The 13,406-nt window shown below is 67.4% G+C and carries 13 protein-coding genes and 1 pseudogene; 7 read left to right on the top strand and 7 right to left on the bottom strand.

Annotated elements, in window-relative coordinates; all coding sequences use genetic code 11:
* The coding region (locus Pth03_RS34525) for a winged helix-turn-helix transcriptional regulator (RefSeq protein ID WP_203948668.1) at nucleotides 1–262 on the top strand (262 nt) is incomplete at its 5' end.
* 1,138 nt (nucleotides 263–1,400) lie between these two features.
* Here the strand turns inward: Pth03_RS34525 and Pth03_RS34520 are convergent.
* The 3 genes and pseudogenes from Pth03_RS34520 to Pth03_RS41795 all read right to left on the bottom strand — a co-directional run.
* On the bottom strand, nucleotides 1,401–2,150 hold the full coding sequence (locus Pth03_RS34520) for an ankyrin repeat domain-containing protein (RefSeq protein ID WP_203948667.1): 750 nt from the start codon (nucleotides 2,148–2,150) through the stop codon (nucleotides 1,401–1,403).
* 243 nt (nucleotides 2,151–2,393) lie between these two features.
* A protein-coding gene (locus Pth03_RS34515; protein ID WP_203948673.1) for an IS5 family transposase occupies nucleotides 2,394–3,181 on the bottom strand; the annotation gives its coding sequence in 2 pieces (ribosomal slippage) (nucleotides 2,394–2,848 and nucleotides 2,848–3,181; 789 coding nt in all).
* Between the two features lie 142 nt (nucleotides 3,182–3,323).
* Nucleotides 3,324–3,963: pseudogene (locus Pth03_RS41795) on the bottom strand (transposase); the annotation flags it as partial.
* Between the two features lie 370 nt (nucleotides 3,964–4,333).
* Here Pth03_RS41795 and Pth03_RS34505 point away from each other — a divergent pair.
* Nucleotides 4,334–4,846, top strand: a complete 513-nt coding sequence (locus Pth03_RS34505; RefSeq protein WP_203948665.1) for a hypothetical protein — start codon at nucleotides 4,334–4,336, stop codon at nucleotides 4,844–4,846.
* A 58-nt stretch (nucleotides 4,847–4,904) separates the two neighbouring features.
* Here the strand turns inward: Pth03_RS34505 and Pth03_RS34500 are convergent, their stop codons facing one another.
* A complete protein-coding gene (locus Pth03_RS34500) occupies nucleotides 4,905–5,192 on the bottom strand; it encodes a hypothetical protein (protein WP_203948664.1) in 288 nt (95 codons plus the stop codon).
* A 337-nt stretch (nucleotides 5,193–5,529) separates the two neighbouring features.
* Between Pth03_RS34500 and Pth03_RS34495 the strand changes: the two genes are divergently transcribed.
* From Pth03_RS34495 to Pth03_RS34485, 3 genes are read left to right on the top strand one after another with little or no spacing between them, the layout of a single operon-like run.
* Nucleotides 5,530–6,057: a PadR family transcriptional regulator gene (locus Pth03_RS34495; protein WP_203948663.1), complete on the top strand. Its 528-nt coding sequence runs from the start codon at nucleotides 5,530–5,532 to the stop codon at nucleotides 6,055–6,057.
* Nucleotides 6,054–6,800, top strand: coding sequence for an ABC transporter ATP-binding protein (locus Pth03_RS34490; RefSeq protein WP_203948662.1), 747 nt, complete (start codon nucleotides 6,054–6,056; stop codon nucleotides 6,798–6,800). Before Pth03_RS34495 ends, Pth03_RS34490 begins: the two co-directional genes overlap by 4 nt.
* 5 nt (nucleotides 6,801–6,805) lie before the next feature.
* Nucleotides 6,806–8,635, top strand: a complete 1,830-nt coding sequence (locus Pth03_RS34485; RefSeq protein ID WP_203948661.1) for an FtsX-like permease family protein — start codon at nucleotides 6,806–6,808, stop codon at nucleotides 8,633–8,635.
* 383 nt (nucleotides 8,636–9,018) lie between these two features.
* Here the strand turns inward: Pth03_RS34485 and Pth03_RS34480 are convergent, their stop codons facing one another.
* From Pth03_RS34480 to Pth03_RS34470, 3 genes are all read right to left on the bottom strand, one after another.
* The gene (locus Pth03_RS34480) at nucleotides 9,019–9,264 is read right to left on the bottom strand and encodes a DUF4265 domain-containing protein (protein WP_203948660.1); all 246 of its coding nucleotides are present in this window, start codon (nucleotides 9,262–9,264) and stop codon (nucleotides 9,019–9,021) included.
* Between the two features lie 274 nt (nucleotides 9,265–9,538).
* The gene (locus Pth03_RS34475; RefSeq protein ID WP_203948659.1) at nucleotides 9,539–10,951 is read right to left on the bottom strand and encodes a dihydrolipoyl dehydrogenase family protein; all 1,413 of its coding nucleotides are present in this window, start codon (nucleotides 10,949–10,951) and stop codon (nucleotides 9,539–9,541) included.
* A gap of 74 nt (nucleotides 10,952–11,025) precedes the next feature.
* Nucleotides 11,026–11,373: a patatin-like phospholipase family protein gene (locus tag Pth03_RS34470; RefSeq protein WP_203948658.1), complete on the bottom strand. Its 348-nt coding sequence runs from the start codon at nucleotides 11,371–11,373 to the stop codon at nucleotides 11,026–11,028.
* Between the two features lie 808 nt (nucleotides 11,374–12,181).
* Here Pth03_RS34470 and Pth03_RS34465 point away from each other — a divergent pair.
* Together Pth03_RS34465 and Pth03_RS34460 are read left to right on the top strand one after the other, a co-directional pair.
* The gene (locus Pth03_RS34465) at nucleotides 12,182–12,298 is read left to right on the top strand and encodes a DUF2630 family protein (protein WP_203948657.1); all 117 of its coding nucleotides are present in this window, start codon (nucleotides 12,182–12,184) and stop codon (nucleotides 12,296–12,298) included.
* A gap of 235 nt (nucleotides 12,299–12,533) precedes the next feature.
* The gene (locus Pth03_RS34460) at nucleotides 12,534–13,331 is read left to right on the top strand and encodes an alpha/beta fold hydrolase (RefSeq protein WP_203948656.1); all 798 of its coding nucleotides are present in this window, start codon (nucleotides 12,534–12,536) and stop codon (nucleotides 13,329–13,331) included.
* The last annotated feature ends 75 nt before the right edge of the window (nucleotides 13,332–13,406 follow it).

The following is a 13,406-nucleotide window of genomic DNA, read 5'->3' as shown; positions in this document are numbered from 1 at the left end:
TCCCATCCGCTACTCCGACCTCGCGGACGCGATTCCCGGCATCTCCCAGCGCATGCTGACGCTCACGCTGAAACAACTGCGGCGCAACGGGATCGTGACGCGCACCACCTACCCCGAAGTACCGCCGCGCGTCGAGTACGCCCTCACCGAACTCGGTGCCTCGCTACTCTCCACCGTCCTGGCCCTGGCGGCCTGGTCCGCCGACCACCATGCCGAGATCCGCCACCACCAGACCGCCTTCGACAGCGCCACCACAACGTAGGAGCTGGAGCTGCCCGGCATGCGTTATGCCCTCGTCCTGTCCCTCGCCCCGGCGCGCGGGTTCTCCGGCGAAGCGCCGGCCTGGACGATCTGGCCGTAGAGGACGGCCAAGCCGACGCCGACATGGTCGGCATGCTGCTCAACTTCGAACCCCACGTCGAGATCGGCCTGCTGGCCGACCGGTCCGGGCTGCCCCGGATCGCGTCCGCGCGGCGCTGACCCGGCTGGGTTCGGCCGGGCGCGTCGGCTACGACCTGGCCGACGCCGGCCACTTCCACCGAGAGCTTCCCTACGACCGCGAGCACGTCGACACGCTCAACCCGCGCCTGACCGCCGCCCGCGCCCTGGTCAAGGGAGGCGCTGTCCAGCCCGACGGGGACGTCGCGCTGATCAGCACCGACGGCGCCGCCGGGTCGGCCTGGCCGGGCGGACGGTGTCCCTGGTGGGCCGACATCGCGGTTCGCGCGGGCCGGGCAAACACGTCTTGGCAGCCACCATCGCCGCCGGTCGCCGGATGGAGGCGGCCCGATGAGCGACGCGTGGAAGCGGGTGCTCGAGCCGCCACGCCGGACCCGGCGCGCGTGCTCGGACCCATGTCGGGGCCGTCCACGGCTGGCTGGAGATCGACGTCATGGACGACGGCATACTCGCGGTCGGGCCACATACGCCAAGGTCGAAGAATTTGTGATCACGGTGATGAAAGCCGGCACGAGGGGCGCAGGCGAAAGAAGCCAGGGCGGCTCGCGCCAGAGGCACCGTCCTTTCGTCAGTTAGGTGCCAGCCGCTCCAGAAGCAGAAGTTAGCTCCGCTAAGGCTGCACGCAGCTCGGCTACGGATGGCGCGCCGGACAGTTTGCTGTCCTGCCGATACAGCCGGCAGGCGAGTCCTGGGGTTTGCCCAGGCTCAGCGAAAGGGTCCACGCCGTTGACCAAGATCGTGGGCGAACCGTTCATCCCGAGCGCTTCGGCCTGTCCGTGATCGGTGACCACCTGGTGAGTGATGTGGATTCGCGACTGCCCGCTCAGCGCTTCGGCTAGGCGCTCCTGAACGAGCGGAAGACTGGGACAGTCGGGAACGGTCAGCACAGTCACATCCATGTGTGAATGTACCCGTGCGCCACCCGCGACTAATCCCCGGCGTCAGCTCAACTCATCGGCTGCCCGAGCGCCTCGCGATCGAAGCCACTCGATCATTTCGGCTGCATTACTGCGGCTTGCGGCATCGAGGGGTGTGAGCCGCTCCCAGGTCGGTAGCCAATTCAGGTTCGCACCGTGGGAGAGAAGGTATTCCGCTGTGCTGCGCTGGCCTCCGTGGCATGCCAGCCAGAAGGCATGGTTGATGTCCTCAGTTGCAGCGGGTGGGTCTCTGGCGACGACGGCCGCGACGAGATCGAGCAGGCCCAGGGCCGCGGCGTCCCCCAGTGGTGTCTTAGCTCCCCGTTCCACCAGACGTCGCGCCGCGTTCCACTGCGCGAATGCCACAGCATCGGTCAGTGGCGTGCCGCCGCCGATGACGGCTCCCGTCGCTTCGATATCGGCGCCTGCGTCCAGCAGCGCGTCCAGCACCGCGACATCGTCGCTACTTGCGGCCCAATGCAAGGGCGTCTCGGTGTGCGGGCCGGTAAATCTGGCGTTGACGTCGGCCCCTGCGGCAACCAGCGTCGCCACGGTCGCCGCACCATTGGGGAAATGGCCAGGCCAGTCGGTCACCACATGCAGCAACGAGCGCGACATACCGCAGCTGTCGCTCTTGTCCGGGTCATCGCCAAGCAGAGCAGTTGCCAGACCAGGGTTCTCGGCCAGCAGTCGACGCAACGTCTCCTGATCACCGCTGTGGATCGCACTGACTACGGCCACGGCTAGCGGTTCCTCGGTGCCGATGACCAGCATGGGGCGTCCTTCCGGAGGTACTGTCTGCGACAGTACCGCCCTGTCTGCGTGATGTCAGCGGGCAAGTGAATGCGCCCAGAGTCGCCGCCCGGCCGGGACCCGGCCCCGGGCCGCACCTCCACCGGCGAGCCTGCATAGGACCGTGAGGCGGCGGAGCGCGCCCTCGATCCCTGTAGGCACAATTTGCCAGGGCGATGTGGCATCCGCGTGGGCCAGGCGCATTAAGAGGTCCTAACAGAATGATCAACGGGTGAGGCGTCGCCAGCAGATGATGGCGGCAGCGAGCGTCATGAAGGCTTCGCGGATGTCGTCGCGGATCTCCCAACGGATGCGCAGCCGGCGGAACCAGTGCAGCGGCGCGATGGTCTGCTCGATCACCCAGCGGTGTGTGCCCAGGCCCGAGCCGTGCGCGGTGCCGCGGCGGGCGATGAGGGGTTTCACTCCCTTGGCCCAGACCATCCGACGGTACTTGTCGTGGTCGTAGCCGCGATCGGCGTACAACCTCCTCGGGCGTTGGCGGGGTCGGCCGCGTCGGCCGCGCACCGGTGGGATCGACCGGAGTAGCGGCATGACCTGGGTGACGTCGTTACGGTTGCCGCCGGTCAGGCTGAGTGCGAGAGGGATGCCGTTGCCGTCGGCGATGACGTGATGTTTGGAGCCCGTTTTTGCGCGGTCGACCGGACTCGGACCCGTTTTGGGCCGCCTTTCAGCGCCTGGACGTGGGAGCTGTCGATCACCGCCTTGGACCAGTCCAGCTTGCCCGCGGCATGCAACTCGGCCAGCAGCAGTTCGTGCAGCTTCTGCCACACCCCGGCCTGATGCCAGTCCCGCAGCCTTCGCCAGCAGGTCATTCCCGAACCGAAGCCCAGCTCTTGGGGCAGGAACTCCCAGGCGATGCCGGTGTAGAGCACGAACAAGATGCCGGACAGGACCTTCCGGTCGTCCAGGCGCTTGCGACCTGGGTGATCGGTACGGCGCGGCACGACCGGCAGCAACGGCTCGATCCGCGCCCACAACTCATCCGCGATGATCCACGGTGGCTGTTCGCCCTTCCTCACGCTGGTGATCAACCTGAAGGTGATCAACAGTATTCCTAGATCATTTTGTTAGGACTTCTTACAGTCCCCGTCGCTCCGTCGTGGAGGCTGTCTCTCTTTCAGTGGTGACGGAGCGTTAGGCCAGGAGAATGCGGTGGCGGAGCAACGCGAAGCCGGCCCGGCTGTGCATCTGGCGCATGATGAGCTTGGTCTTCGTGTCGACGCCTTCGGTGCTGCCGTTGTGGAAGGACAACGTGACGGCCGCGGACGGCGTCGCGGTCCTGGTCGAGGCCGCGGGCGAAGGCGTGCAGGTGAGGTAGATCGCAGGTCCGGGCGGTGGTGATCCACGCGTTGAGACGTTCGGCGTTGTCCTCGTGTGGCCGCAGCAGGTCGGCGAAGGCGCGCATGGGCCCGGCCAAGTCGATCATCTGCGGGCAGGCTGTGGTGAGGTCGTCCAGCAAGTGGCGGTGCTCGTCTTTGAGGCTGTCAGGCCGGGTGAGCAGGAGCCGAGCAAGGCGGCGGGGCGAGATGGGCCGCCGGTCGGCTTCGACACGGCCTTGCGTGATGTACCGGTAGAGGAGGTTGAAACTGCCCTGGTAGCCGATGGCTTTGATCTCCTTGAACAGGTGTAGGGCTGGGACGGCGGGGTCGTCGGATCGGCGGCGCCGGAGATGGTCGCGGTAGGGGTCGCCGAAGGTGGGCCGGCATTGCGGGGCGCGTTGCAAGCGTTCGGGTTCGCCCACGCGGGCGTAGCGCTAGACGGTGTTGAGGGACACGTGCGCGGCTCCTACCTCTGGATGCGGAGCCTCCGACCAACCTGATAATCCCAACCCGGAACAGGTCCTAGTTGACAACGCGGAGGCCGCGTCGGCAGGGTCGCGGCTTCAGCCCTGCGGGATGGCCAGGTCTGCGTGTGGAGGTCAGGCCGCTGAAAGCACTTTGCAAGCGGCCCGGCCTATCACTGGTGATGCAAACCCGACCGACGCAGCTCCCAGCGACACGAAACCATCGAACACCCCAATACGGTCATCTTCCTGGAGCCCAACCGGCTGCACTGGCGCAGGAGCAAGCAGTGGCCTTCCCGCAACGAACCGAACGCTTCGGAATTCTCCCGTCATTACGCCCATATATGAAAAGGATGAAACCATGGACGGCTTCAGGAAGTTCACGCACGCTGCCATCGTCGGCGGTGCACTGGCTCTGATCGCGGCTTGCGGAGGCGGCGGCGACACGGATGGTTCCAGCCCGGTGAACCTTCCCACTGCAGTGGGCCTTCCCGGTGGGGAAGGTTCCGACAGCAGCGCCAGCTGCAAGTTCCTCACCAAGGAGGAGGTCACTCAGGCGATCGGCCCCAATGACGGCGGCCAGCAGGACTACACGTTCGGCGGATGCGTCTGGACGGCGTCGAGCGCCAAGGACGGCATCAATGAGGCGATCTTCGCGGCGGTGCTGCCCAAGGCCCAGTATGAGTCCGTGGCCGAGATCGGCGATCCGGTGAGTGGATTCGTCGACGGCGCCACCTACGCCGAACTGCACGGCGAGTTGTGGTTTCCCTGCCGCGGCGGTGACTACTGCGGGATCAAGGCGAGGACGGCGGACTCCGACGGCCGCCAGGAGATCGCGCTGCGTCTGGCCAAGCTCCTTCAGGACCGCGTGTAGGTGTAGCCCGTCGGTTCGACGTATGGCCGGTTGTTGTCCGTAGCGTCCGACCCAGCACCTACACGCGCGGCGTGCCACGCACGTGCGCCAGGGCGTTCACGTTCGCGATCGCCCGGCTTAACGCCAGAGCAATCAACTCCGCGCCTTTACGTTGTAGATTTCTAATGACGGCCCTGCCGAGCTCATCTCGTTTGAACATTTCGAGCGGGCAGGTCCGCGGAAGGGTCGGAACGCCGGGCAACCTGCGGCAATATCCGGCAGGCGACTGTCGGCAACTGACGTCTCGTCCGAGCAACAAATAAGCAACGAGAAGCAGAAAAGCCGTGATCACATCTTTCGTGATCACGGCTCCGACCTGCCGAAACAGAGTCGGGACGACAGGATTTGAACCTGCGACCCCTTGACCCCCAGGAAGTGGGGGTACGCCTTTTTGCAGCTCAACGGCCTTCAGGTAGCCATGCACGACGTTTGGTGACGTGCAGGTTGTTCGGCCACGTGCATGACGTGTGGTCCCCGTTTGGTCCCCATGACTCCAGCCCGGCAGGCCCATGCTCACCGCCGGCTTTGTGAGCCGTGCCGCGCCAGCTTCGCTAACCACGGCGATTCCTGCAACCGGTACCACGCGGGCTTGACAGCAAGGGGCTAACCGTTAGACGTTGTGGCTAACGGTTATAGGGGGCCCAATGCAGCAGGAAGTGGTGCTGGCGATGCTGGCCAAGGAGCCCTCGCACGGGTACCAGCTGCGCGCCCGGCTGCGCGACGCGCTCGGCCCTCTCGGTGACGCGATGAACGACGGGCAGGTCTACGTCACGCTGACCCGGCTGGAAAAGGCCGGCCTGTTGGCGGTCGAGAAGTCTGCCGGCGGCGCCGACCGGTCGGATCGAAAGGTGTACGCGCTCACCCCCGACGGCCAGCAGCGAGTCGCCGAGTGGATCGCCGAGGTGGGCTGGCCGAGACCCGACCTCGCCGAGTTCCATCTCAAGCTGATCGCGGCCGCGTCGGCCGGGCTGGCCGACCCGCTCACCATCGTCGACACCCAGCGCCGCGAGCTGCTGCGTCGGCTGCGTGACGCCCAACGCGCCGCCATGGCCGAACCGAATCGCTCGGACGCGGCGCTGTTGTTGGAGGGCATCGTGCTCCGGCTTCAGGCGGACCTGCGCTGGCTCGAGGCATGTGAGAAGAACTGGACTCACCGAAGGAGTGGATCGTGAGCAACGCCGCCGACACGTCCGTGCTTCGCGCCCGCGGGTTGCGAAAGGAGTACGGCAAGGGGGATGGGTTGGTGCGCGCCGTCGACGGGGTCGATCTCGACATCGGCGCGGGAGAGACGGTGGCGATGATGGGTCCCAGCGGCTGCGGGAAGTCCACACTGCTCCACCTGCTCGGGGGGCTGGGCCGGCCCTCGGATGGAGAGGTGTGGCTGAACGGCCGTCGCATCGACGACCTCGGCGAGAAGGCCCTGGCCCGGATGCGACGGACCGCCGTCGGCTTCGTCTTCCAGGCCTTTCACCTGATGGAGGAGCTCACCGCCGTGGAGAACGTCGAGCTGTCGGCGCTGCTGGCCGGACGCTCGCCGCGGGCCGCCAGACGGCGTGCGGAGGAACTGCTGGAGCAGGTCGGGCTCGCCGACCGGGCGCGTTTCCTGCCCTCGGCGCTGTCCGGTGGCCAGCGGCAGCGAGTCGCGGTCGCCCGGGCGTTGAGCAACGAACCGTTAGTCGTCCTCGCCGACGAACCGACCGGAAATCTGGACAGCGCCGCCACCTTGGACGTCCTCCAGCTCTTCGAGAGCCTGCACGAGTCCGGTCAGACGCTGGTCGTCGTCACCCACGACGCGCGGATCGCGGCCACGGCAGACCGGCTGATCTCGATGCGCGACGGCGCGTTCGTGGACGAGACCAGGTTGACCGGTGGCACCACCGGGCGGCTCGGCGCCCTTATCGGGCTGGAGGACTGAGGGCGATGGGCCGCATCCTGCTCGTGGGCCGCCTCGCCGTGCGTGACCTCCGGCGGCGCCGCATCGAGGCCATATTACTGCTGATCGCCATCATGGCGGCCACCACGACGTTGACGCTCGGGCTCGTCCTGCGTGACGCGGCAAGCGACCCGTATCAGAGCACCCGGGAGGCGACCAATGGACCCGACGTGGTCGCCAACGTCGGCCGGGCCGCCGAGCTTTCCGCCCTCAAGGGTCTGGCCGGCGCTCCCGGTGTCATTGACCACAGCGGACCGTACCCGGTCACCGCGGCGGCACTTCAGGCATCCGGTCGAACGTCAGATGTACAGGTCGTGGGGCGCGACGCCGCGCCCGCGTCGGTCGACCAGCCCGAACTGATAAAGGGCGGCTGGGTCCGCGATGGCGGCGTGGTGGTCGAGGCCGCCTTCGCCAACGCGCTCGATGTGCGCGTCGGTGATCCGGTCACCCTGCACGGCCGGTCGTTCGAGGTCGTCGGCGTCGCGGTCACCGCCGCCATGCCGCCCTATCCAAAGGCCTCCTGCTATCTCCCCTGCATGAGCGGCGCAGTATCCGACAATCCGGCCGGCGCCGGACTGCCTCCGGGTTTGCTGCACAATCCCGGCCTGGTCTGGCTCACCCAGGCGGATGTGCGGAGCCTCCCGCCGAATCCGGACTCCCTGGCCTACGTGATGAACCTGAAGCTGGCCGACCCGGATGGGGCCCAGGCGTTCGTCGACGCAAACCACGGCGAGCAGAGCGGCGCTGTTCCCATGCAGCCCTGGGAGAACATCCTCGAAGACGCCACCGAGCTGGCCGGAGACTCCCAGATCCTTCTGCTGATTGGAGCCTGGCTGCTCGGCCTGCTCGCCGTGGCCAGTCTTTCGGTACTGGTCGGCGGCCGGATGGCCGATCAGACCAGACGCGTCGGACTCCTTAAAGCAGTCGGCGGCACACCGAGCCTGGTCGCCGCCGTGCTGCTCGCGGAGTATGTCCTCGTGGCCGTCGTTGCGGCCTCGGCCGGGTTGGCGGTCGGATCGCTGACCGCTCCGTTGCTCACCGAGTCCAGCGCCGGGCTCGTCGGCAGCGCGGGCCCGCCGTCGATGACCATGTCCACGGTCGGTTTGGTGACCGCCGTGGCACTCGGAGTCGCGGCACTTGCGACCGTTGTTCCGGTCGTGCGCTCCGCCCGCTCCAGCACCGTCGACGCGCTGACCGACTCGGCACGCCCACCCCGCCGTATCGGTTGGCTGATCGCGATCTCGGCGCGACTGCCCGTCCCGCTGCTTCTCGCCTTGCGGGTCGCCGCCCGCCGGCCGCGACGGGTCGTGCTGGGTGTGGTCAGCATCGTGGTCACGGTCAGCGGGATCTACGTCCTGCTGGTGCTCAACGCCTTCCTCGCCACCCAGCCACTCGTCGGCGGATATGACGATGCTCAGGTGAAGGTGCTGCGCCACGTGCTCCTCGTCTGGACGGTCGTACTGCTCTCCCTGGCGGCGGTCAACGCCATCGTCATCACTTGGGCGACGGTGCTCGACAACCGGCATTCGTCCGCGCTGGCGCGTGCTCTCGGCGCAGCCCCTCGTGAAGTGAGTACGGCACTGGCGGCCGCGCAGGTGCTGCCCGCGCTCGTCGGCGCCATCTTGGGCGTCTTCCCGGGAGGCTTCGCACTGTTCGCCGCAATAAACGCGATCACCGGCGGCGACAGCGACAGGGTCACGCTTCCCTCGCTCTGGCAGCTGCTCGCCCTGGTGCTGGGAACCGTGCTCGTGGTGGCGGTACTCACCGCTGTTCCCGCCCGCCTCAGCAGCCGCCGTCCCGTGACCGAGACTCTCTAAGCGACATATGGCATCGCGGATATTCGGGAGCCTTCCTTGCTTGACCACCGGTCAAGCAGCACCATCAGGCCGGATGCAAGATGATCGTGGTCCCCAAGACGCCGAAAGGGCCGACCCGATCAATCGGATCAGCCCTCTGAGCTGCGTCGGGACGACAGGATTTGAACCTGCGACCCCTTGACCCCCAGGCAACCCAGGCGGGGACGGGATCAGCCTCAATACCCGTCCCCACCTGCGGAAACGATCCTTAGCCGTCCACCGGTGCATGCGGCCGTCCACAGCAATAGTCACCCAGATAGTCACCCAGTCCGAGGCGGTTACGCCGCCCGGCACTCATCCCCCACACATGCCTCCTGATGGAACCACCAGCCGGCTGCTTCGCCTTAATCGAGGAGTGCTTTCACGGCGGATAGGTCCGCGTCAGGCGGCACGCTGAGCGCGACGAGGGGGAACTCCGCGCTGTGCAGCTCGGCCCCGATGCCCAGCGGAGCGAAGACTTCATGCACTGCCACAGCAGTGGACTTCGGCCCATCAGGGGCAGGCAGGACCAGGATGGTGCATGTGCCAGACCACTCGACTCGTTCGACGACCCAGCGGACGCCCTGCGGATCCGTGGTGAAACGGACCAAGTCTCCTCTGCGGCGCCGTCGACGAAGAACGGCACGTTGTTCACCTGCGCAACGACCAGCATGACTGAGGACGTTGCTGTCACTGGAGATTAAAAACGCCCCGGCCGCTAGAACGGAAGGATCGGCTCGGGACGTTCTGGCTGTTCACATACGCACGCGAAAACGATCTTGCGAGCGCAAGCCGTAAACGCCAACCCCGCGCTGAGTCTCCTTGCTTCACTGATTCCCATGCGAAAGGGCCGGTCCGCGTGGGGACCGGCCCTTCGCTTCGGCTCTATAGCCCGTAGGTCTCCAGCAGCCGCAGCCACACCTCGCTGACCGTGGGGAACGACGGTACGGCATGCCAGAGCCGCTCCAGCGGCACCTGCGCGGTGACGGCGATGGTGGCCGAATGCACCAGCTCCGCCACGCCAGGGCCGACGAAGGTGACCCCGAGCAGGACCTTGCGGTCCTCGTCGACCACCGCCTTGGCCCGGCCGCGGTAGGAGGGCTCGCGCACGTAGGCGCCGGACACCGCCGCCATGTCGTACTCCACCACGCGGACCCGGTAGCCCTTCTCCCGTGCCGCGGCCTCGGTCAGGCCAACGGCGCCGATCTGCGGATCGGTGAAGATCACCTGTGGCACGCCGGACGCGGTGGTCACATCCCTCATGGCGGGTAGGTCATCCGGCTCGCCCTTCGCGCGGGCGACGATCACGTCCCCACACAGGCGGCCCTGATACTTGCCCATGTGAGTGAGCAGGGCACGCCCATTGATGTCGCTGACCGCATACAGCCAGCCGCCATCGACGCCGACAGCGCGCATACTGTCGTCCACCTGGACAGGCGAGCCCGGCGTCAGGCCGACGGTGTCCAGGCCGAGCCCGCCACTGGCCGGGACACGGCCGGTGGCGACCAGCAGCTCGTCGGCGACCAGGGGCGGCCCACCGGCCAAGTGGATGGTCACCTCGCCGTTGCGGACGCGCCGCTCCACCCTGGTCACCCGCGCGCCAGTACGCACGTCGATCCCGGACGTAACGAAGGAATCGGCCACGAACTGCCCGGCGAAGGGCTCCAGACGCTCCAGCAACGCCTGGCCGCGGACCAGCACGGTCGTCTCCACGGCGCCGAGGCCGTGCATGGCCTGAGCCAGCTCGCAGGCGACCACACCACCTCCGAGTACGGCGAGGCGCCGGGGCACGGTACGGACTGCGGTGGCCTCGTGGCTCGTCCATGGATTCGCCTCGGCCATGCCGGGAATCGGGGGTATGACGGGCCGGCTGCCGGTGGCCAGCACCACGGCGTGGCGGGCAGTGAGGCGTGCCGTACCGCCGTCCGCCAAGGTGACCTCCACCCGCTTGGGGCCGGCCAGCCGGCCGCGGCCCCGGAACAGCTGCGCCGGAACCTCCTTGAGTGCCGCGGCCGCCCGCGTGTCGTCCAGGTTGGATACGACCTCGTCGCGTCGGGCGAGCGCGGCTCCGGTGTCGATCATGCCGGGCCCGAGACCGGGTGTCCTGCCTGTCTCCGCAGCCAGTTCGACCGGCCGCAGCAGGATCTTGCTCGGGATGCAGGCGAAGTACCCACATTCGCCGCCGACCAGGCTTTCCTCCACAATCGCGGTGCTCAGCCCACCCCGCGCGGCGCGGGCGATCACGTTCTCGCCGGCCGGGCCGGCGCCGATCACGATCACATCGAACTCTTCACTCATGGATCTCCTCCAGTAGGTGATGACTGGTCAAGGGGGACGCTGGATCGGGCCATCAGGAGTGGGGCCCCGTCCGGTCAGGACGAATTCGACAGGCGGCACCGCTCAGCGATCCTGTGGTGAACCCGTCGAGGCCCGCCGGCTGAGTCGGCCGCCCAGGAGCAGGTGGTGCTCCAGCTCGTCGGCAGTGCCCACGAAGCCATGATCGCTCCGTTGAGAGCGCCCACCGAGGTTCCGACGATCAGGTCGGGGACGAACCCGCGCTGCTCCAGCGCATACCCCACGCCGACATGCGCGGCCCCGAGCACTCCCCCGCCCCCGACCACCGCGGGCACGGGATGGGGCAGGGCGCGCAAGCCCAGCGGCTTCAGGCTCTTGTACGGGCGGCCCGCCGACGATGCATGCTTCCTCTCACCGACCGTCATGGCCTAACGCCATCCACGGCCGCGACCGCTCGCCAGCAGCCGTTCGAAACGGAAGAGGCCGATCTCCGGCGATGTGTCATCCACATGGTCTTGCCTCTCTCACCACGCACCGAATCGATACGTTCCTCAGCTAAGACCAGGTGGGTCTTCGAAGGTGTGACACCCTTCGGCAGATTCGTGGGCGGAGGGTCACCATGGAGCCCTGATCCAGCCGACGACGGCCGACAACCCTGCGACGCACAAGATCACTCGGGTGCGGCCATGGACGCCCCCGAAGTCGGCGCGAACGCGCGGGCCTCGTTGAAGAGAATCGTGACGAACCGACAACACGCAACTCGCCGCGAGTGCCGGCGACCACGCCGTGCACGCCGATCCACGGCACCGCGAGTGGTAACGCCAGGGACGACGACGGCGCAGGCCGACAACAGGACGGGATGGATCACGGGCTCCGCCACAACACGCGCGTACACCGTCCAGAGCAGCATGAGGAAGACGCCGACGGGCACGGCGACGGCGTCGCCGACCGTGAGCGGTCCGGCCGCGACGGGGGGCCGCTCAGCTCGACTCCGCCGTCGACGCCGACCGCCGTACCCGCTGACACCCTCCGGCCGGCCCGCCCGGTTCGGCCTCGGCGAACTGGCGGTGATGAGAGAACCCACGCATGTGGCCGTTCACACGAGTTCGTGCGATGTGAGCTCCAACTAACCGCCGACAGAGTGGCTTGCCGGCTGGTACGACGAGCGCCGGCGGATTCCGCGAACAGAACAGGATGCCCCGATGAATGAACAGCAGATTCTTCAGTGCATGCATGCTCATCGTCGATGAGGAGTACGACCTGCGCGCCCAGCGCCGTTCGGCCGGATTCGTCACCCAATCCGAACACGCGCGGCTCACCGACCTGGAACAGATGCTCGACGAGTGCTGAGACCTGCTGCGCCGACGGCGGCATTGTGCGACAGCCGACTTCGCCGCCGCCGACCACCTGCTAACCGCTTCCACACCTGACGGTCAAGCCCGCCGAGCCTGGACATGATGGCGAAACCCATCTCAGGCATTCATGTGATGTCGATGATCACGCGGGTCGGCAGGTTAGGTCATATCCGCATGAGCGACGCATGAGAAGGAATGACATGCCCCACATCAAGAGAACGACTCCCGCAATGTCCCGACGCCTGAAGACCGCCTTCGCCGCCGTACTGGTCGCTCTGACCGGCGCGGTGGCCGCGCAGCCCGCGAACGCGACCGACGCGCGCGGCGCCAAGCCCACCATCGTCCTCGTTCACGGCGCCTGGGCCGACGCCTCCGGCTGGAACGGAGTCATCACCCGGCTCAGGAACGATGGTTATCGGGTGCTCGCCCCGGGCAACCCGCTGCGCGGCCTGGCCTCCGACGCCGCCTACCTCAAGGGCCTGCTCGCCACCTTGGACGGGCCCATCGTCCTGGTCGGCCACTCATACGGCGGATCGGTCGTGACCAACGCCGCGGGCGACGATCCCGACGTCAAGGCCCTCGTGTACGTCTCAGCTATCATCCCCGACCAGGGCGAGTCCGTCTTCGACCTGTCCACCAAGTACGCAGGCAGCAAGATCGGCGACAACACGATCACGACCGTGCCGCTGGCCTCCGGCGACGCCGATGTCTACGTCAGGACCGAGAACTTCGCCGACATCTTCTCCGCCGACCTTCCCCGCTCCACCAGCGCGCTTCTCGTCGCCACCCAGCGGCCGATCACTTACGGCGCACTGACCGAGCCCTCCGGCAAGCCCGCCTGGAAGACCGTTCCGTCCTGGGCGCTGATCCCCCGCGACGACCAGGTCATCCCGCTGCAGGCCCAGCGCTTCATGACCGCCCGCGCCAAGTCCCACACGGTCGAGGTCGCAGGCTCGCACGTTGCCATGATCAGCAGGCCCGGGACGGTCACCCAGCTCATCGAGACCGCAGCCCGCGCAGCCAACTGATCATTTATCCAAGGCCAGCCCCCTTATACGGGGGCTGGCCAAGCCACGTTCACCGACCGCACCGCCATCAGCGCC

This window comes from Planotetraspora thailandica (assembly GCF_016863335.1).
In the GTDB taxonomy this organism is placed as follows: domain Bacteria; phylum Actinomycetota; class Actinomycetes; order Streptosporangiales; family Streptosporangiaceae; genus Planotetraspora; species Planotetraspora thailandica.
This window is presented reverse-complemented; position numbering and strand designations above follow the sequence as displayed.